General features: G+C 64.6%; 16 protein-coding genes. 4 read left to right on the top strand and 12 right to left on the bottom strand.

Annotated elements, in window-relative coordinates:
• Positions 1-179 precede the first annotated feature (179 nt).
• The 5 genes from ACVIIW_RS19040 to ACVIIW_RS19020 form a co-directional block, all read right to left on the bottom strand.
• Entirely contained in the window at positions 180-1,913 is a 1,734-nt protein-coding gene (locus tag ACVIIW_RS19040) for a methyl-accepting chemotaxis protein (RefSeq protein ID WP_456702122.1), read from the bottom strand.
• Between the two features lie 206 nt (positions 1,914-2,119).
• Positions 2,120-2,374 (bottom strand): DUF6894 family protein, encoded by a 255-nt coding sequence (locus tag ACVIIW_RS19035; protein ID WP_456705195.1) that lies wholly within the window; start codon positions 2,372-2,374, stop codon positions 2,120-2,122.
• Positions 2,375-2,540: 166 nt separating this feature from the next.
• Positions 2,541-3,155: a hypothetical protein gene (locus ACVIIW_RS19030; protein ID WP_456702121.1), complete on the bottom strand. Its 615-nt coding sequence runs from the start codon at positions 3,153-3,155 to the stop codon at positions 2,541-2,543.
• Between the two features lie 112 nt (positions 3,156-3,267).
• Positions 3,268-4,254, bottom strand: coding sequence for an acrylyl-CoA reductase (NADPH) (acuI, locus tag ACVIIW_RS19025; RefSeq protein ID WP_456702120.1), 987 nt, complete (start codon positions 4,252-4,254; stop codon positions 3,268-3,270).
• 41 nt (positions 4,255-4,295) lie between these two features.
• Complete coding sequence (locus ACVIIW_RS19020) at positions 4,296-5,546, bottom strand: MFS transporter (RefSeq protein ID WP_456702119.1); 1,251 nt, start codon at positions 5,544-5,546, stop codon at positions 4,296-4,298.
• Positions 5,547-5,880: 334 nt separating this feature from the next.
• Here ACVIIW_RS19020 and nadA point away from each other — a divergent pair, with 334 nt between their 5' ends.
• The 3 genes from nadA to nadC are packed head-to-tail and all read left to right on the top strand — an operon-like array spanning position 5,881 to position 9,490.
• Positions 5,881-6,984 carry a quinolinate synthase NadA gene (gene nadA, locus ACVIIW_RS19015; protein WP_456702118.1) on the top strand — a complete coding sequence of 368 codons (1,104 nt, stop codon included), beginning with the start codon at positions 5,881-5,883 and terminating at the stop codon, positions 6,982-6,984.
• A gap of 8 nt (positions 6,985-6,992) precedes the next feature.
• The gene (locus ACVIIW_RS19010) at positions 6,993-8,600 is read left to right on the top strand and encodes an L-aspartate oxidase (protein ID WP_456702117.1); all 1,608 of its coding nucleotides are present in this window, start codon (positions 6,993-6,995) and stop codon (positions 8,598-8,600) included.
• A gap of 11 nt (positions 8,601-8,611) precedes the next feature.
• Entirely contained in the window at positions 8,612-9,490 is an 879-nt protein-coding gene (nadC, locus tag ACVIIW_RS19005) for a carboxylating nicotinate-nucleotide diphosphorylase (protein WP_456702116.1), read from the top strand.
• 7 nt (positions 9,491-9,497) lie between these two features.
• Here the strand turns inward: nadC and ACVIIW_RS19000 are convergent, their stop codons facing one another.
• The 3 genes from ACVIIW_RS19000 to ACVIIW_RS18990 all read right to left on the bottom strand — a co-directional run bounded on the left by ACVIIW_RS19000 (position 9,498) and on the right by ACVIIW_RS18990 (position 14,587).
• Positions 9,498-10,955, bottom strand: a complete 1,458-nt coding sequence (locus ACVIIW_RS19000) for a cell wall hydrolase (RefSeq protein ID WP_456702115.1) — start codon at positions 10,953-10,955, stop codon at positions 9,498-9,500.
• Between the two features lie 455 nt (positions 10,956-11,410).
• Entirely contained in the window at positions 11,411-14,335 is a 2,925-nt protein-coding gene (gene ppdK / locus ACVIIW_RS18995) for a pyruvate, phosphate dikinase (RefSeq protein WP_456702114.1), read from the bottom strand.
• Between the two features lie 96 nt (positions 14,336-14,431).
• A complete protein-coding gene (locus ACVIIW_RS18990; RefSeq protein WP_456702113.1) occupies positions 14,432-14,587 on the bottom strand; it encodes a DUF3096 domain-containing protein in 156 nt (51 codons plus the stop codon).
• A gap of 235 nt (positions 14,588-14,822) precedes the next feature.
• On the opposite strand from ACVIIW_RS18990, the gene ACVIIW_RS18985 reads away from it, so the two are divergent.
• Positions 14,823-15,176 carry a DUF1236 domain-containing protein gene (locus ACVIIW_RS18985; RefSeq protein ID WP_092227456.1) on the top strand — a complete coding sequence of 118 codons (354 nt, stop codon included), beginning with the start codon at positions 14,823-14,825 and terminating at the stop codon, positions 15,174-15,176.
• A 121-nt stretch (positions 15,177-15,297) separates the two neighbouring features.
• Here ACVIIW_RS18985 and glyS read toward each other — a convergent pair whose 3' ends face one another.
• From glyS to ACVIIW_RS18965, 4 genes are all read right to left on the bottom strand, one after another.
• Positions 15,298-17,406, bottom strand: coding sequence for a glycine--tRNA ligase subunit beta (glyS, locus tag ACVIIW_RS18980; protein ID WP_456702112.1), 2,109 nt, complete (start codon positions 17,404-17,406; stop codon positions 15,298-15,300).
• Positions 17,406-18,341: a glycine--tRNA ligase subunit alpha gene (locus tag ACVIIW_RS18975; protein ID WP_456702111.1), complete on the bottom strand. Its 936-nt coding sequence runs from the start codon at positions 18,339-18,341 to the stop codon at positions 17,406-17,408. Before ACVIIW_RS18975 ends, glyS begins: the two co-directional genes overlap by 1 nt.
• A 222-nt stretch (positions 18,342-18,563) precedes the next feature.
• Positions 18,564-18,755, bottom strand: a complete 192-nt coding sequence (locus ACVIIW_RS18970) for a hypothetical protein (protein WP_456702110.1) — start codon at positions 18,753-18,755, stop codon at positions 18,564-18,566.
• 105 nt (positions 18,756-18,860) lie between these two features.
• Positions 18,861-19,769: a S49 family peptidase gene (locus tag ACVIIW_RS18965; protein WP_456702109.1), complete on the bottom strand. Its 909-nt coding sequence runs from the start codon at positions 19,767-19,769 to the stop codon at positions 18,861-18,863.
• Positions 19,770-19,952: the final 183 nt, after the last annotated feature.

The raw sequence follows: 19,952 nt of genomic DNA, 5'->3' as shown, positions 1-19,952 counted from the left end.
TCCGAAAAGATTGCGCCCATTGTCGCAAACACCCGTTAACAGCGACCTAGTGAAACCACTGAATTCGCCGCCGCCGATCTTGTCCGCTCCACAAGCATGTGCTGCAGCGCGACAAATATCCGCCTGATGGCGCACCGTCGCGCCGGCGGATGCGGCTCGAACAGAACGGCCGGCGACCCTCAGGCCGCGCGCACCGTCTCGAGGAACTTGCTCACTTCCAGCTTCAGTCGGTTGCTGTCGCCGGAAAGCATCTGCGCGGCCGACAGCACCTGCGAGGACGCCGATCCGGTTTCGCTCGCACCGCGCTGCACGTCGCCGATGTTGGACGAGACCTGATGCGTGCCTTGCGCAGCCTGCTGCACGTTGCGAGAAATTTCCTGCGTCGCCGCGCCCTGCTCTTCCACGGCCGCTGCGATGGTCGAGGCAATCTCGGACAGCTTTTCGATGGTGTCGCTGATGTCCTTGATGGCCCCGACCGATTCCTGGGTCGCGGTCTGAATGCCTGAGATCTGTTGGCCGATCTCGCCGGTCGCTTTGGCGGTCTGCTCGGCCAGCGCCTTGACCTCGGAGGCGACGACAGCAAAGCCCCGGCCGGCTTCGCCGGCACGCGCCGCCTCGATCGTGGCGTTGAGCGCCAGCAAATTGGTCTGGCCAGCGATGGTGTTGATCAGTTCGACCACGTCGCCGATCCGCGTTGCCGCCTTGGACAATTCGCTGACGCGCTCGGTGGTGTTGCGCGCCTGGCCGACCGCCTCGCTCGCCACGCGTGCGGATTCCTGTACCTGGCGGCTGATCTCGGTAATCGAGGACGACAGCTCCTCTGTTGCAGAGGCCACCGATTGCACATTGGTCGAGGCTTCCTCCGAAGCCGCGGCGACCACGGTGGTGAGCCGCTGCGCGCGCTCGGCGGTCGACGTCAGCGTCGTGGCAGAGGCTTCGAGCTCGGTCGAAGCCGACGACACCGTGCCGACGATCTCGCCGACGGCGGCTTCGAAACCGTCGGCGAGCTTTCGCATTTCCACCTTGCGCTGTTCGGCCGCGATCTGATCCTGCCGCATCTTGGCTTCCGCTTCCTCGCGCGCCTTGCGCTCGGACACGACCTTGAATTTCTCGACGGCGCCGGCGACCTCGCCGAGCTCGTCCTTGCGGCCGAGCCCAGGCAGTGCCACCGAGAAGTCGCCGCCGGCGAGCTTCTCCATCGCAACCGTCAGGGCGCGCATCGGCCGCGCGATGCTGAAGACGGAGAAGACGCACGACCCGATGAGGAGCAGCGCGACCAGCAGGCCGGTGATGAACGACGTCCGCGCAACGGACGTGGCCTCCGCTTCCGCGTCCGCGCGCGCATCGGCGCTTTTCTGCTTGGCGAAGTTGGCGATCTGGTCGGCAAGGACGGATATCTCTTCGTTGATCGGCGCCAGCGTTCCCATGCGGAGTTGGTCAATTTCGGCGGCCAGCTTGGCGGCCGCCTCGCCATCCGTCCTGGTGTCGAGCGCAAGCGCCTGCTTGCGGAGCGCTTCGATCTGTTGCTCACCCTTGCCGAATTCGCCGATCAGCACCGTGAGGCGATCCATCCGCTTGCGATTCTCCGGCGAGCGCGAGAGCTTGGCCATTGCTGCCGCGAACTGCAGCGCTGAGTTCTGCCGGTCGTTGAAATAGGTTACGGCATTCTGCATTGCGGCCGGCGAGGATGATGTCAGGATGTCGCGAATACCGATCTGCATCCCCCGCACCGAGGCCTTGGCATCCGTGGCGTTGATCGCAATCGTCTGCTGCTGCGATGCTGACGCTCCGAGCTTCTGGACCTCGGCATCTCCGCTCATCTGGAGGAAGATCATCAGCCCGACGAGACCGATGGTCAGCGCCGAGGTCACGGCGAGCTTGGTGCCAATTCGCAGGTTCTGAATGAAGATCATTGACGGATTCCCCGGGTACGAATTGCCGTGGCGAAGCGCGTAAGCGCCGCGGGATGCTAACCGACAGGTTTGCTCATTAACGTTAAGCGGGGATCCTCGCCGCGTGGGTAGAACTACGGAAATGATGCTCAAGCAATGGAAGCTGCACAGCTTTCACGTGCAGAGAATCGCCCTTCGCGGATTTGCAGATGCCGCATTCGTTAACGTCAGTCAGCGATCGTGTCGGCGCAGCAAACGGCCTCGCCGTCCAGGCTGATGCGAAAGACCGGTTTCTTGTTCTCGTCGAGCAGCTCCATGCTCCACTTCGCATTCGGCTTCAGGTTGCGCGCGATGCCGCCGAGCAGATTGGCGCACACCTCGGTCATCTCGGTCCAGGCCGCGGCGCGATCCTCGAACTCGTACGGCTGATCCGCGGCGCCTGAATAGCGGCCGGTGCTGATGCGGAAGAAGTACAGCGACATCATTGAAGCCTTGCGTAGGGCCGCTTTCCGGCCGTTGCGCAAGGCTGCGGCCTCAGTCGCTACCAAGGCATGAAAACCGCAGGCCGTATGATTACGGCGCAGCGGCTTGGCGTGCGATGCATTCGACAAAGACGGGTAAATTGCGCGCGCGGTTTTGCGCGGGATATCACTCGGTCGAGCGTCGCAGCTCGAGCGGGCCTTCGTTCTTGGACTCGGATTTGGGTTCGGGCTTCACTTCCGACTTCACCGGCTCGATCCGGCTGCTCTCGACCCGCGGTGTTTCGACGCGCGCGGCGACCTCGGTGCTCGGTGCGTTGACCGAACCGGTCTGCTCCCGCGCACGGAGCGAGCGCGGCCGCGCAACCGCGCGCGCCATCAGCATCTGGTTGCCGCCCTGATGGTGGAAGTCGCAATAGGCGAAACCCATGCCCGAGACCGAGCCGCGGAAGCTGCGGTCATCGGTCTTCTCCAGGTTGAAACAAGGCTCGAATGGGATTCCCTTGATCGAGGCGCAGACGTTCTGGCCACGGATCTGGAGGGTGTTGCCCGGCAGGCGGAGGTGGCGGACCGGGCCCGAGCCCGAGAACTGCACCGCGCCGGCGGCGCCGAGATCGTCGAGGATACGCCCTGCACCGCGGGTGCCGTCGAAACAGGTGAAGGCGAACACCTTGCCAGCGACGAAGCGGCGTGCCTCATCCGCGTTCATATTCCCGGCCAAGGCGATGGCCGGCGCAAACGTCACGACTGCCGTAACAGCCCCCAACACAATACGCGCAAGCATGCTCAACTCCGAACCAACCCCGCAGCGGGCGATGCCTTATCTCTTTACCCGCTGCTTACCATACCAACCATGGCGACATTGAAGCAGCTTGGTTGGTAAAGTCTGAACGCCGTTAGACAATTTTTACCACGATGCGACCGCGGACCTCGCCGGCGAGGATTTTTGCGCCCCACTCGGGAACCTGGTCCAGCGCAATTTCTGTAGTTATTTCAGACAGTTTTGAACGATCCAGATCGGAGGCGAGGCGCTGCCAGGCGGCTTTTCGCGGCGGAAGCGGGCACATGACGGAATCGATGCCGAGAAGGCACACCCCACGCAAAATGAAGGGCGCGACCGAAGACGGCAGGTCCATGCCCGCCGCCAGACCGCAGGCGGCAATGGCGCCACCATAGCTTGTCATCGACAGCAAATTCGCCAGCGTGGTCGAGCCGACGCTATCGATACCGGCCGCCCAGCGCTCCTTGCCCAGTGGCTTTGCCGGCCCCGACAGTTCATTGCGGTTGATGACTTCGGCGGCACCTAGGCTCTTCAGGTAATCGGCCTCCGAGGCGCGGCCGGTCGAAGCGATGACATGGTAGCCGAGCTTCGACAGCACGGCGGTCGCCACCGAGCCGACGCCGCCGGCCGCGCCCGTCACGACGACCGGACCGCTTTTTGGCGAAACGCCGTGCTTCTCCAGCGCCAGCACTGAGAGCATCGCGGTGAAGCCGGCGGTGCCGATCGCCATCGCATCCCGTGCCGACAGGCCCTGCGGCAGTGCGACCAGCCAGTCGCCCTTCACCCGCGCCTTCTCGGCATAGGCGCCGAGATGGGTTTCACCCATGCCCCAGCCGGTGCAGACGACCTTGTCGCCCGCCTTCCATTGCGAATGGGAGGAGGCTTCGACGGTGCCGGCGAAATCGATGCCGGCGATCATCGGGAAGCGGCGCACCACCGGCGCCTTGCCTGTCAGCGCAAGGCCGTCCTTGTAGTTCAGCGTCGACCATTCCACGCGGACGGTGACGTCGCCATCCATCAGCTCGGCTTCGTCGAACTGCGTCAGCTGCGCGGTGGTGCCCTTGTCGGCCTTGTCGATCCGGATCGCCTTGAAATTGGCCACGGCTGAACTCCCTGACTTGTTTGACGGGGATGTTTAACCGATCAGGCAGGCTGCGCAACCGCCCGCGCGACCGGCTTTTCGACGATCGGAAGATTGATCAGCGCCGAGAGCACCCCGAACAGGATCGAGAGCCACCAGATCGGCGTATAGGAACCGTATCGCTCGAACACGATGCCCCCTAACCAGACGCCGAGGAAGCCGCCGACCTGATGGCTGACGAAGGCGAAGCCGTAGAGCGTCGCAAGCCAGCGCGTGCCGAACATCAGCGCCACCAGCGCCGAGGTCGGCGGCACCGTCGAGAGCCAGGTCAGCCCGGACACCGCGCCGAACGCGATCGCCGAGAACGGCGTGATCGGGAACGAGATGAATGCGAGCGTCGCGAGCGCACGAATGAAGTAGATCGTCGAGAGAATGTAGCGCTTCGGCAAGCTGTTCTGGAGATAGCCGACGCTCAGAGAGCCCATGATGTTGAACAGGCCGATCGCCGCGATCACCCAGCCGCCGGTTTGCGCCGAGACGCCGCGGTCGACGAGGAACGCCGGCAGATGCACGGTGATGAAGGCGAGTTGGAAGCCGCAGGTGAAGAAGCCGAGCACCAGCAGCACGTAGGAACGATGGCCGAACGCCTCCGTGAGTGCCCCGGCGATGGTCTGCTCATCCGCAGGCGCCGCATTGGCCATGCTTGCGACGGGCGGGGTCGAGATCGCCAGCGCCAGCGGGATGATCAACAGCATCATGAAGCCGAACACCGCGAGAGTTTGCTGCCAGCCGAAATTGTCGATCAGGGCAACGCCGATCGGCGCGTACAGGAACTGGCCGAGCGAGCCCGCGGCCGTGCCGGCCCCGAGCGCAAGACCGCGCTTCTCGGCCGGAAGCAGCTTGGTGAACGCCGACAGCACCAGGTTGAACGAGCAGCCCGCGAGACCGAAGCCGATCATCACGCCCGCACCGATGTTGAGCGACAGCGGCGTCGAGGAATAGCGCATCAGCAACAGACCCCCGGCATAGAGCAGCGCACCGACGCACATCACGCGGTACAGGCCGAAGCGATCGGCAATCGCGCCGGCCAGGGGTTGGCCCAATCCCCACAACAGGTTCTGCACGGCGATCGCGAGGCCGAACACGTCGCGGCCCCAGGCGAATTCATGGCTCATCGGCTGCACAAAGAAGCCCAGCGCCGAGCGCGGCCCGAAGCCCAGCATGCCGATCGCACAGCCACAGAGGATGACGACGGCCGGCGTGCGCCAGTTGGAGGAACGTGAGGGAGTGAGTTCGCCCGTTTGGATCGACATGGTGCTACTCATCCCTCGCTCGGCCAGTCCGCTGATCAGCGGCCACAGTCAGGCATTTAATGCAGATGCATGAAAATCCAAAATGGAAAATGATTGCATCCCAGGAGGGGCCGCTGCGGGAGCAATGCGTTTTATCGCGTCCGTTGACGCGCGCAGCGCGACTTGACGGGAATGTGTGCGAGAGCCCCTAGCGGTCCTCCCTGCGGCGTGTTATCTCCGATTTACTCACATTGAGCATATTTAGTCCTGCTGAAATCTGCCCGGCCTCTCGGCCGGATTTCTCAGGCTCAACATATGCTCATACTGAGCATATGTATTTACATGGGAGGCTTCGATGCCGATCGCTGGAATTTACGGTCCCGACGACTTTGCCAATCGGCCGCAGGGCCGGGCCACCTCCACCCCACCAGCGCCGGCGCAAACTTGTTCTGCGCTGCCGCGGCCGTCGCTGGACTGGACCGACGATGTCGAGCGCGCGACCGCGCCGATTTACGAGCGCCTCAAGCATGTCATCCCGCCGATCGAGTGGCCACTGATGGCGCCGGCGATTCACGCGATCAATCAGCTGAAGCGCGCGCGCAACGCGGTGATCCTCGCCCACAACTACCAGGCACCGGAGATCTTTCATGGCGTCGCCGACATCGGTGGCGATTCGCTCCAGCTCGCCATCGAGGCCACCAAGGTGAGGGCGGATGTCATCGTCCAGTGCGGCGTGCACTTCATGGCGGAGACGTCAAAGCTGCTCAATCCCGACAAGACCGTGCTGATCCCGGATTCTCGCGCCGGCTGCTCGCTCGCCGCCAGCATCACCGGCGCGGACGTGCGCCTGCTGCGTGAAAGATTTCCCGGCGTGCCCGTGGTTGCCTATGTCAACACGTCGGCGGAGGTGAAAGCCGAAGTCGACATCTGCTGCACCTCGTCCAACGCGGTGCAAGTGGTGGAGAGCCTGGACGCACCCAGCGTGATCTTCCTGCCCGACCGTTATCTTGCGACCTATGTCGCCTCGAAGACCGATGTCAAAATCATCGCCTGGAAGGGCGCCTGCGAGGTGCACGAGCGCTTTACCGGCGACGAGCTGCGCGCGTTTCGCGAGGCCGATCCCTCCGTGCAGATCATCGCGCATCCCGAATGCCCGCCTGACGTGCTGGCGGAAGCCGACTTCACCGGCTCGACCGCGCACATGATCAGCTGGGTGCGCGAGCGGCGGCCGCGACGCCTGGTGATGATCACGGAGTGCTCGATGGCCGACAATGTCCGCGCCGAGTTGCCCGACGTCGAGATGCTGCGGCCCTGCAATCTCTGCCCGCACATGAAGCGCATCACCCTCGCCAACATTCTCGAGAGCCTGCTGACGCTCGGCGAGGAAGTCACGATCGATCCGTCGCTCGCGGCGCGCGCGCGGCGATCGGTCGAACGGATGATCAATTTGAACAATTGAGGCGTGACATGATCGACAACATCCACAACCTCACCCGCTCCACCGATGACGTCGTCATCGTCGGCGGTGGGCTCGCAGGATTGTTCTGCGCGCTGAAGCTGGCGCCGCGGCCGGTGACGCTGATCGCGGCGGCGCCGCTCGGACAGGGGGCGTCCTCCGCATGGGCGCAAGGCGGCATCGCGGCTGCCGTGGCCGAAGGCGACAGTCCCGAAGCGCATGCCGCGGATACCATTGCGGTCGGCGGAGGTATCGTCGACGAAGCGATCGCGCTCGGGATCGCCCGCGAGGCGGGCTCCCGGATTCACGATCTGCTCGCTTACGGCGTGCCGTTCGACCGCGATCTCGAGGGACGGCTGGCCGTGGGCCGGGAAGCGGCGCATTCCGCGCGGCGGATCGTTCACGTCCGCGGCGACGGCGCCGGCGCGGCGATCATCGCGGCGCTGAGCGAGGCGGCGCGCCGCACCCCGTCGATCCGCCTGATCGAAGGTTTTGTCGCCGAAGCGCTGCTCACCGAGGACGGCGCGGTCACCGGCGTTCAATTGCGCGAGGCTGGTAACTGTGCAGCAATGCCCATGATGATCGCCTCGCGCGCCATCGTGCTTGCAACCGGCGGCATCGGCCATCTCTACGCCGTCACCACCAATCCAGCGCAGGCCAACGGATCGGGTCTTGCGATTGCGGCGCGCGCAGGCGCCGTGATCGCCGATACCGAATTCGTGCAGTTTCACCCGACCGCCATCATGGTTGGCCGTGATCCAGCACCACTTGCGACCGAGGCGCTGCGCGGCGAAGGCGCCACGCTGATCAATGGCAATGGCGAGCGCTTCATGGCGGCGCAGCATCCGCTCGCCGAACTCGCCCCGCGCGACATCGTGGCCCGCGGCGTGTTCGCCGAGATCGCGGCCGGGCGCGGCGCCTTCCTCGATGCACGGCAGGCCTTGGGCGCGCACTTCGCAGAAAAGTTCCCGACCGTGCATGCAAGCTGCATCGCCGCGGGCATCGATCCCGCGATCGAGGCCATTCCGATCGCGCCGGCCGTGCACTATCACATGGGCGGAATCGCGGTGGACGCACACGGCCGCAGCTCGATCGCCGGGCTGTGGGTCGGCGGCGAAGTCGCCTCAACCGGTGCGCATGGCGCCAACCGGCTTGCGTCCAATTCGCTGCTGGAAGCGGTGGTCTATGCCGCACGTATCGCCGACGACATCGCCGGCCACACGATCCCCTCGCCGAGCCGCCTGCCGGAGGCGCCGGTGACACCGCGCGGCGGTGCCCCGGATGCAGCCGCTGTGAAACGCCTGCGCAACATGATGAGCGCGAATGTCGGCGTGATCCGCGATGGTGACGGGCTTGCGGAAGCTGTGCGGAGTTTCGCCACCCTCGAACGCGCGGCTGCGAGCATCGCCGTCCGCAACATGGCGACGGCGGCCCTGCTCGTCGCGGCCGCAGCTTGGAGCCGCCGCGAGAGCCGCGGCGCGCATTTCCGCTCGGACCATGCCGCGGAGATACCCGCGCTGGCGCAGCGAACCATGACCACGCTCGCTGCGGTGCGCGCGATCGTGGACGGCCTCACCGAACATACAACCACGCACCTCGCGCAATCCATGATCGCCTGACGGAGTTTTCCATGATCACCCCGACCTCCCTGCTCTATCCCGACGCCTTCCTCTCCCCCCTCGCCATCGATGACGCCGTGCATCGCGCGCTCGACGAAGATCTCGGCCGCGCCGGTGACATCACTTCACTCGCGACGATCCCGGAAGCAACAAAGGCGCAAGCGGTCCTCGTCGCGCGCCAATCCGGGATCATCGCCGGGTTGCCGCTGGCGCTGGCGACGCTGCAAAAGCTCTCGCCGGATATCGAAATACGCGCCCATGTCCGCGATGCCGCGCGGGTCGTCCGCGGCCAGCAGGTGCTGACGATCTCGGGCCCCGCTCGCGCCATCCTCACCGCGGAACGCACCGCGCTGAACTTCGTCGGCCGCCTCTCGGGCATCGCCACGCTCACCGACGACTACGTCGCGCGTACCCAGGGCACCAGGATGCGCATCTGCTGCACGCGAAAGACCACGACGGGATTGCGGGCGCTGGAGAAATACGCGGTGCGGTGCGGCGGCGGCTTCAACCACCGTTTCGGCCTCGATGATGCGATCCTGATCAAGGACAATCACATCGCGGTCGCCGGCGGCATCCGGCCCGTGCTGGAGCGCGCCCGCGCTCATGCGGGTCACCTCGTCAAGATCGAGATCGAGGTCGACACGCTCGCGCAGCTGCGCGAGGTGCTTGCGACCGGCCTTGCGGAGGCGGTGCTGCTCGACAACATGGACCTCGCGACGCTGCGCGAGGCCGTCCGGATCACGGAAGGCCGCCTCACGCTCGAAGCGTCCGGCGGCGTTACGCTGGAGTCGATTGCCGCGATTGCGGCAACCGGCGTCGACTACGCCTCCTCAGGCGCGCTGACGCATTCCGTGCCCAACTTCGACTGCGCGCTGGATATCGAGACCTGAGGCGCCGTCAGCGCCGCTCGGTCACGCCCATCTCGGCGGAGCTCTTGGCTTCCTGCGCGAGCTCTGCCGAGAGTGCGGCGGTCTGCGCCGGCGTGCCCCAGCTCGGCTCCTCCTCGCCGTTACCCCAGGCGCGCGGACGATAGAAGGTGTGCACGCCTGTCTTGTACATCTTCTTCATCTCGGCCACCCAGGACGGACGCACCCAATAGGCATGGTAGTGCGTCGACTTGCCGACCTCCGGCAACCAGATCTGGCCATCGAGCATCGCCTTGGAGATCTTCTTCGCACGATCCCACATCTCGGGCTCGCGGATCACGTCGGGATTGTTGTCGCAGGCGAACGTGAACTGGCAGGCGAAATGACGGTATTTGTTCTGATAGACCACGCCGCACACCGTATCAGGATATTTGCCGGAGAAGACGCGGTTCATCACCACTTGCGCGACCGCGATCTGGCCGCGCACGGCCTCGCCGCGGGATTCGAAATAGACGGCTTCAGCGAGACACTTTTCAGACTTCGCCCGTGACTTGCCGTCCAGTGCCAGCCGTTCGGCCGGCGATTTGGAGCGCTGGTTGTCGGCGTTGACCTCGCCTTTCGGCGCGACGCTCTCGCCGCTCTCGGTCGCGTTTCCGACGTCGTCGGTCGGCGGCGACGGCGAGGCCAGCTTCATGTCGGGGTCGGGCATCACGATCAGCGGCTCGGCACCGGGCTGCCAGCTCTCGATGCTCTCGACGGCGCCGCCGAGCGAGGAGCTGCCGAAGAACAGGTTCGACGTCTTCACACTGAAGGGATCGCGCGGCGGGGCGACCGTCGCCGGCTTCAGCGCGTTGAGCGGCTGTGCCGCGAAGGACAGCGCACTCTCGTCGGCCTTCGGATTGGCATATTGCGTCAAAGGCGGCGCGCGCAGCGCCTCCTGAAGCTCGGGATCGAGTGCCACCGCAGACTCCGGCGACATTGCCTGTGGCTGCTCGACCGGTCGCTGGGCCGTCTTGGCACCGAAGACAGAGCTGTTAGACGTGGCGGGATCCTGCTGCGCCGGCGTCGCGGAGGGCGCGGGCCTCTCGGGCGGAGGCGCAGGCGTCACGGTGGCGAGACGGTCGCCCTTCAGCGCCCGTTCGACCTTGGGGAAATCGGAGGCCTGATAGCGCGTCGGGGCCTGGAGCGCGGGATTGCCGCGAGAGATCGTGCCGGTGACGTCGCGGCCATCGAGGCTCGCGAGGCGAACCATCGCGCTCTGCGGAATGGACGTGCCGATCGGACGCGAGAAGCTGTAAGTCGCAAGCTGAATCGACGAGGCCGCGGAGAACACCTGCTTCTGCCAGCGCTCGGCAACGCCGGGCTGACGCGCCAGCAGGGAGCCTATGTCCTGATAGCCGGTCTCTCGCGGCATCAAGGCGAAGATGAAGAGACCGATTCCGAAGGACGCGAACCGCGCGCCCTTCGGATGGTTACGCAACACCAGCATCGTTACGCTCACGCTACGCTTACGCCCGTTTCCGATCGAACCCAGTACATCCGTGCAGTTCGATCTTTATTGTAAGTATCTAATTTAGGTTGCCGGGGCGTTAATCGGCGTTGCGCGGCAGGCACACTCAAGCAATGTCGGGTGTTTTCGGCCGGCGGTGCTGCGCGTTGGTAAACGCCGCGTCATCTGAAGCGGTAAACATCCGGTCAACGCGAATGGTGAAGGAACTCTTGCTGATCAGGTCTTGCGCGCACTTATCATTGCGCGACGCGTACGGTTCCCTCTCCGTCCGAGCGAAACGAAGCATTCCAGAATCCCGCTTGCTTCGTCGCATCTGCGCAAAATTGCTGCGCAATTCTGTCGCGAGCTCCTCGCAACGACGCGGATCGGGCGTCGCGTAAAACAAAGAGGCGGGGCAAGCCCCGCCTCCTTCGCATCCCGTCTATCGCGACAGCTTACGCCTGGCTCGCAATCGCCTTGCCGAGCGCGGCCTGCGCGGCGGCGAGGCGCGCTATCGGCACGCGGTACGGTGAGCACGACACGTAGTCGAGGCCGACATTGTGGCAGAAGGCGACGGAGGCCGGGTCGCCGCCGTGCTCGCCGCAAATGCCCATCTTGAGCTTCGGGCGCGCCTTGCGGCCGCGCGCGACGCCGATCTTGACGAGCTCGCCGACGCCTTCCTGGTCGAGCGAGATGAAGGGATCGATCGAGAGGATGCCCTTGGTCACATAGGGACCGAGGAAGCTCGCGGCGTCGTCGCGGCTGATGCCGTAGGTCGTCTGCGTCAGGTCGTTGGTGCCGAACGAGAAGAACTCGGCGCTCTCGGCGATCTGTTCCGCGAGCAGGCAGGCGCGCGGCAGCTCGATCATGGTGCCGACCTGATAGGCGATCTTGGTGTTGGTCTCGCGCATCACCGACTTCGCGGTGGCATCGATGCGGGCCTTGACCAGATCGAGCTCGGCCTTGGTCGCGATCAGCGGCACCATCACCTCGAGGCCGACCGCCTTGCCGGTGCGCTTCTCGGCCTCGACCGCGGCTTCGAAGATCGCGCGTGCCTGCATCTCGGCGATTTCAGGATAGGCGATCGCGATACGGCAACCGCGGAAGCCGAGCATCGGATTGAACTCCGACAGCTCGCGCGCGCGGTCCGCCAGACGCCGCGGATCGGTGTTCATGGCGCGCGCCACTTCCTCGACCTCGGCATGGGTATGCGGCAGGAACTCATGCAGCGGCGGGTCCAGCAGGCGGATCGTGACGGGCAGGCCCTTCATGATCTCGAACAGCTCGACGAAGTCGGCGCGCTGCATCGGCAGCAACTTGGCAAGCGCGGCACGGCGCGACTGCTCGTCCTCGGAGAGGATCATCTCGCGCACCGTGCGAATGCGCGTCTCCTCGAAGAACATGTGCTCGGTGCGACAGAGGCCGATGCCTTCCGCGCCGAACTTGATCGCGGTGCGGGCGTCATCCGGCGTGTCGCCGTTGACGCGGACGCCGATCTTGCGGACCTGGTCGGCCCAGTTCATCAGCGTGCCGAACTCGCCTGACAGTTCCGGCTCGATCATCGGCATGCGGCCGGCCAGCACCTGACCGAGCGAACCGTCGATGGTGATGACGTCGCCGGCCTTGAAGGTGCGCGAGCCGATGCTCATGGTGCCGCGGCCGTAATCGACGCGAATGGTGCCGCAGCCTGAGACGCAGGGCTTGCCCATGCCGCGCGCGACGACCGCCGCGTGCGAGGTCATGCCGCCGCGGGTGGTCAGGATGCCTTCGGCGGCGTGCATGCCGTGGATATCTTCGGGGCTGGTCTCGATGCGAACCAGAATGACCTTGCGTCCGTCGCCCTGAAGCTTGGCCGCTTCATCGGACGAGAACACGATCTCGCCGGAGGCCGCACCCGGCGACGCCGGCAAGCCGGTCGCGATCACGTCGCGATTGGCTTCGGGATCGATGGTCGGATGCAGGAGCTGGTCGAGCGAGGCGGGATCGATGCGCGTCACCGCTTCGTTCTTGCTGATCAGGCCTTCGTTCGCAAGCTCGACCGCGATGCGCAGCGCGGCCTTCGCGGTCCGCTTGCCGCTACGGGTCTGCAGCATCCACAGCTTGCCCTGCTCGACCGTGAACTCCATGTCCTGCATGTCACGGTAGTGCTTCTCGAGGAGCGTGTAGATCCGCGTCAGCTCCTTGAAGGCCTCAGGCATCGCCGCCTCCATCGACGCCTTGTCGGAGCCCGATTCCTTGCGCGCCTCTTCGGTGATGTCCTGAGGCGTGCGGATGCCCGCCACCACGTCCTCGCCTTGCGCATTGATCAGGAATTCACCGTAGAGCTTGCTCTCGCCGGTCGAGGGGTTGCGGGTGAAGGCGACACCGGTTGCCGAGGTCTCGCCCATGTTGCCGAACACCATGGCCTGCACGTTGACCGCGGTGCCCCATGATTCCGGAATGTCGTGCAGCTTGCGGTAGGTCACCGCGCGCGCGTTCATCCAGGATGAGAACACCGCGCCGACCGCGCCCCAGAGCTGGTCATGCGGATCCTGCGGGAAGTCCTTGCCGGTCTCGCGGGCGACCGCGTCCTTGTATTTGCCGACCAGATCGACCCAGTCGTCGGCGGTGAGGTCGGTGTCGAGCGTGTAGCCCTGGCTGTCCTTGAAGGTGTCGAGGATTTCCTCGAAATGATGATGCTCGAAACCGAGCACCACGTCGGAATACATGGTGATGAAGCGGCGATAGCTGTCATAGGCGAAACGGCGGTCGCCGGAGAGTTCCGACAGTGCTTCCACGGTTTCGTCGTTCAGGCCGAGATTGAGCACGGTGTCCATCATGCCCGGCATCGAGGCGCGCGCGCCGGAGCGCACGGAGACGAGCAGCGGGTTCTTGGTGTCGCCGAACACCTTGCCGGTCAACTTGCCGACGTAGTCGAGCGCGCTCTCGACCTGCGACCGCAGTTCCTTCGGATAGGATTTGTCGTGGGCGTAGAAATAGGTGCAGACCGAGGTCGGGATCGTGAAGCCGGGGGGCACCGGCAGGCCGAGATTAGCCATCTCGGCGAGGTTGGCCCCCTTGCCGCCGAGCAGGTCGCGCATCTCCGTGCGGCCCTCGGCCTTGCCGTCGCCGAAAGTGAAGACCCACTTGTTTGCAGGAACCTTGGCTGGTGCCGCCTTGGTCGAGGCGCTCTTGGCCGGAGCGCTCTTGGCGACCTTGGGCGCAGCCGACTTGGTCGCAGCCTTCGCGGCGGGCTTCGCAGACGCCTTGGCCGCCGGCTTCGGGACGTTCTTCACGGCGCTCTTGGCAAGCGCCTTGCGGGCCGCGGGCGCGGCTTTGGTCTTGGCGGAGCCCTTTGATTTCGCTGGAGATTTATTCGGCTTCGAGGCGGCTTTGGCCATGGCTTGCACACAACCTGCGAGAGGGACGGGAAATTGCGGGCCTTACACCATTTTGGGCGGGCCCGCGCAAGTCGAAGAGTTCCGGAAAATGAAGGCCTAGAGATGGAGCCACCTCAACAAACCGAGCCCGATCGCACCATTGACGATGAGAAAGATCGCCACGATCAGGTTCAGCAGGCGCGGCATGATCAGGATGAGCACACCCGCGAGCAGGGACAGGATCGGCGAGATGTGGGCGACAGTGATGTGCATGAATTGTCTTTCCGAACGTTGAGGCGAATCGCGGGCGGATCATAGCGGACCGGGTTCCGCGGGTAGAGACGCGCTGGCACCTCGGCGAGTTCCCCAGTTCGCGAAAACTGCCCGAAATTGCCGCCGATGCGGCAGGGCTTTTTCGGAACATCGCGCGCGGCGCAGCATTGGCAACCGGTCGCGCCATTGGCGCGTCCGGTAAAACCATGTCGCAAGCACGTCGAAGGAGTTGCCCATGCGAAACAGGATTCTTGCCCTTGCAGCGCTCGCGGCCGCGATCGGCTCGCCGGTCGCAGCGCAGGCGCAAACCGGGATCACAGTGGGACGCGCGCCCGTCGTGGTCGATAGCGGCCCGACGATTGCGGTCGAGCAGCGCCCGGCTTTCCGCGACTACGTCGTCGAGCAACGTGTGCCGGCCTTCCATATTCCGGATCGCGTGGTCGTCGGCGCCACCTTACCCGAAACCGGCATCACTTATTATGACGTGCCGCAACGTTTCGGTGCGACGACCTACCGCTACACCGTCGTGAACGGCTCGACCGTGCTGGTCGAACCGCGCTCGCGGCGCATCGTCGAGGTGATGGACTAAGGAGAATCAGTTCAACTCGATGTCCGGCGCGCCACGTCAATCATTCTGGCGCAGCAGTGAAAATCGGACATCAGGCCCCGCCCGGTCTTCCCCCCGCCGGGCGGGGCATTTTTATCCCGCCTCAATCCTGGATCTTCGAGAAGTCCGCGACCGCACGCGTGGCGCTGCGGATCTCGTTGAGCAGCTTCAGCCGGTTCTCACGCACCTTGGCATTGTCGTCGTTGACACGCACCTTGTCGAAAAACGCATCGACCGGCGGACGCAGCTTGGCCATCGCGCTCATCGCGGCGGAAAAGTCCTCCCTGGCAACGGCGGCACCAGCTTCCCCCTTCACCTCGTCGATCGCCTTCGCCAGAGCCTTTTCTTCTGCAAGGCTATAGAGCGCCGCATCCGGCGCACCGTCGAAGGTACGCTTGTCTTTCTTCTCCTCGATCGAAAGGATGTTGCTGGCGCGCTTGGTGCCGGCGAGCAGGTTCTTGCCGTCGTAAGTATCGAGGAACTTTCCGAGCGCCGCGACGCGGCGAACGATTGAAAGCAGCCCGGCCTCGTTTCCACCAAGCTCAAGCACGGCTGCGACGAGATCATGCCGCGCGCCTTGTTCTCTCAATTGAACCGTCAATCGATCTTCGAAGAATAGCTGGAATGTGTCGCCGATAATTCCCTTCTCGGTATCAGAGATGTCAGGGCGGATGGCACGGATATGCGAGTCGAGAAGCCCCCTTGGATGCAGGTCGAGCTCATTCTCGATCGCGATTCTAATCACACCGAGCGCCGCGCGACGCAGCGCATACGGGTCCTTGCTGCCCGTCGGCTTCTCGTCGATCGCCCAGAAGCCGACGAGCGTATCGATCTTGTCCGCGAGCGCAACCGCGACACTGACCGGATCGGTCGGCACGCGATCGGCCGGCCCCTGCGGCTTGTAATGCTCCTCGCAGGCGGCGGCGACGGATGCATCCTCGCCCTGGGCCAGCGCGTAATACTTGCCCATCAAGCCCTGCACCTCAGGGAATTCACCGACAACCTCGGTCAGCAAATCCGCCTTCGCCAGATGCGCGGCGCGCGTCGCCTTGGCGACATCGGCGCCGACCAGCGGCGCGATCTCGGCGGCGAGGCGCTCGATGCGCTTGATGCGCGCGGCCTGAGTTCCGAGCTTCTCGTGAAACACGATCTGCTCGAACTTCGGCAGGCGATCCTCGAGCCTCGTCTTCAGGTCGGTCTCGTAGAAGAACTTCGCATCCGACAGGCGAGGACGGATCACGCGCTCATTGCCCGATACGATGACCTTGCCGCCGTCTGCTGCCTCGATATTTGCTGTAAGGACGAACTTGTTGGTCAGCTTCCCGGTCTTGGGATCCCTAACGACAAAACACTTCTGGTTATTGCGGATGGTGGCGCGGATCACCTCGTCGGGTATCGCGAGGTATTCTTCTTCGAACGATCCCATCATGACGACGGGCCATTCGACGAGCCCTGAGACCTCGTCGAGCAGCACCTGATCCTCGACCAGCTCGAAGCCTTGCGCAAACGTCAATTCCTTGGCGTCGGCGAAGATGATGTCCTTGCGCGCCTGCGGATCGAGAATGACCTTTGCCGCCTTCAGCTTCGCTTCGTAGTCTTCGAAGCGGCGCACAGAAATCGCCGATGGAGCCATGAAGCGATGGCCATACGTCGTCTGCCCGGTCTCGATGCCGTCGACCTCGAACTTCACGACATCGGGCTCTTCCGTCTCGGGCCCGAAGGTCGCGATGATCGCGTGCAGCGGACGTACCCAGCTCAACGAACCCGGTTTTCCAGAGCGCGCGCCCCAGCGCATCGATTTCGGCCAGGGGAAGGTTCTGATGATGACGGGCAGGATTTCCGCGAGCACGTCGATGGCGTCGCGGCCGGGCTTCTCGATCAATCCGATGTAGAAGTCACCCTTGGGGTCGCGCTGGATCTTGGCTTCTTCCAGCGATTTCAGGCCGGTCGCCTTGAGGAAGCCCTGCACGGCCGCATCGGGCGCGCCGACTTTCGGTCCGCGGCGTTCGGTCTTCAGGTCGGGCTGGCGCGCGGGGATGCCGTGCACGGTGAGTGCGAGCCGGCGCGGCGTCGCGAACGCTTTCGCGCCCTCATAGACGAGGCCTTCGGCGACGAGCTTCTCGGTCACGAGGCGGCGCAGATCGTCGGCCGCCTTGGCCTGCATGCGCGCGGGGATTTCTTCCGAAAACAGTTCAAGCAAAAGATCGGGCATCAGGCCGCTCCGCCCGCTTCAGTATGGATCCAGGCCTCGCCGCAGGCTTTTGCCAGCTCGCGCACGCGAAGAATGTAGCTTTGCCGTTCGGTTACAGAGATCACGCCGCGGGCGTCGAGCAGGTTGAAGACGTGGCTCGCCTTGATGCACTGGTCATAGGCCGGCAGCGCCATGAGATGCGCCTCGCGCTTGTCGTCCTTCCAGCCGGCGTCGAGGTACTTCCGACAGGCCGCTTCCGCCATCTTGAACTGCTCGAACAGCATCGCGGTGTCGGCGACATCAAAATTGTGCTTCGAATATTCCCGCTCGGCCTGCAGGAAGACGTCGCCATAGGTGACCTTCTGGTCGCCCTCGCGGCCGTTGAAGTTGAGATCGTAGACGCGATCGACGCCCTGCACATACATCGCGAGACGCTCGAGCCCGTAGGTGAGTTCGCCCGCAACAGGCGCGCATTCCACGCCGGCGACCTGCTGGAAGTAGGTGAACTGGCTGACTTCCATGCCATCGCACCAGCACTCCCAGCCCAAACCCCAGGCGCCGAGCGTCGGGCTCTCCCAATCGTCCTCGACGAAGCGGATGTCGTGAACGGCGGAGTCGATGCCGATCGCGGCCAGCGACTTCAGGTAAAGCTCCTGAAGGTTCGGCGGCGACGGCTTCATGATCACCTGGAACTGGTAGTAGTGCTGCATCCGGTTCGGATTCTCGCCGTAGCGGCCGTCCTTGGGCCGGCGCGAGGGCTGCACATAGGCGGCGTTCCAGGGCTTCGGCCCGAGCGCGCGAAGCGTGGTGGCCGGATGGAAGGTCCCCGCGCCCATCTCCATGTCGTAGGGCTGCAGGATCACGCAGCCCTGCTCGGCCCAGAACCGCTGGAGCGCGAGGATGAAGCCCTGGAACGAGCGTTCCGGGCGCATGTGGGCGGGCAATGAGGCGTCCATCGTCAGATCAGGCTCTCGCGGGGGGTTTGAATCGCGCGGGACCGTATCGACGGCGGGGATGGGAATCAAGGCAAAGGGGCCTTTCTTACCTCTCCCGCCTGCGGGAGAGGTCGCGCCGAAAGCGCGGGTGAGGGCTTTCTCCTCTTGGGTTTCTCGCGTGTGGAAAGACCCGACCCGGCCTCCTCCGCAAGCGCGAGAGGCAGCGCACCTTCCGTGCGGAGACTATCCCGGCCTATACGCTCCGGTCACCGGGTCACGCTTCAGCGTCTGGACGGCCCCCGTATGGGCGGCCTCGGCGACGCGCGACAGGCGCATCTCCTCCAGCTCCTGGTTGATCCGGAGTGCGGTCTTGTATGCCCAGCGGACCACGGCAAGCCCACCCAGGACGCCCGCGAATGCAACGAACGGCGGCATCGGTCGATCCTTGTCTACTGCTCAACCCCCACGCACATTCTCGCGCAGTCCGGGCTGCGCCGCAATTGGCTCAAGACGGACCAAATGGCGCGGCAGGGGATTCGCCTAGAACCCGAATTTCGCCCAAATCGCCCGCGTCTCGACCGCCGAGATCAGCTCGTCCGGCAGGCTGGCCATTGATTCCATGGCCGAAAGCTGCCCTGCGCCTGGCGATTTCCGTCCCAACAGGCCGGACAACAGCCCGGTCGGCTGCGCGATCACGGGGGTGAGAACCTTGTCGCCGTAGCGGGCACGAAGAGTTGAGCGGAGATCGCCGAGGCCGTCGGCAAGTCCCAGCGCGATCGACGTCTCACCGGCCCAGTACTCGCCGGTGAACAGGGTGTCGTCGGCGCCCTTGAGCCTGCTACCGCGGCTCTCCTTCACCAGCGCGATGAAGATCTGATGGATCTCGCGCTGAAGCGCCTTCAGCTTGGCCACGTCATCAGGATTTTCGGGCAGGAACGGATCGAGCATCGCCTTGTGCGCGCCGGCCGTGTAGAGGCGCCGCTCGATGCCGAGCCGCTTGATTGCCTCCTGGAAACCAAAACTGCCGCCGACCACGCCGATCGAGCCGAGAATCGATGACGGATCGCAGAAAATCTCGTCGCCGGCGCAGGCGATCATGTAGCCGCCCGAGGCCGCGACATCCTCGACGAACACGAGCACGGGCAGCTTCTTCTCCGCCGCGAGTTGCTTGATGCGCAGATAGATCTGGCGCGACTGCACCGGCGAGCCGCCGGGCGAATTGATCACCAGCGCCACCGCCTTGGCGTTCCGATACGAAAACGCCCGCTCCAGCACCCGCGCGACGCCCGCGAGTGTCATGCCCGGACGCAGCGGCGTCACCGCGCCGATGACGCCTGACAGCCGCACCACCGGCACCACCGCCGTACCCGGTCGGAAGCGCGCCGGCAGGTATTGCAAGAGCTTGTCGGCCAGGCCGGAATTCTCGCGATCGTTCAATTGTTCGGCCATGCCGTTACTCCTGATTAACCAATTCTTATCACGCGACTGTCATTGAAAGTGCCTGGAACGTGTTTTGCAGAATCCGCGGCGGGAAGCTGCAATGAGGCAGCGGAGGAAACGACATGAAGATCTATCTGCTGTTGATGCTGATCGCCGCGCTCCTCACCGCGATTCGCTATACGTCCCCGCAGG

This window comes from Bradyrhizobium sp. USDA 4449 (assembly GCF_054056275.1).
This window is presented reverse-complemented; position numbering and strand designations above follow the sequence as displayed.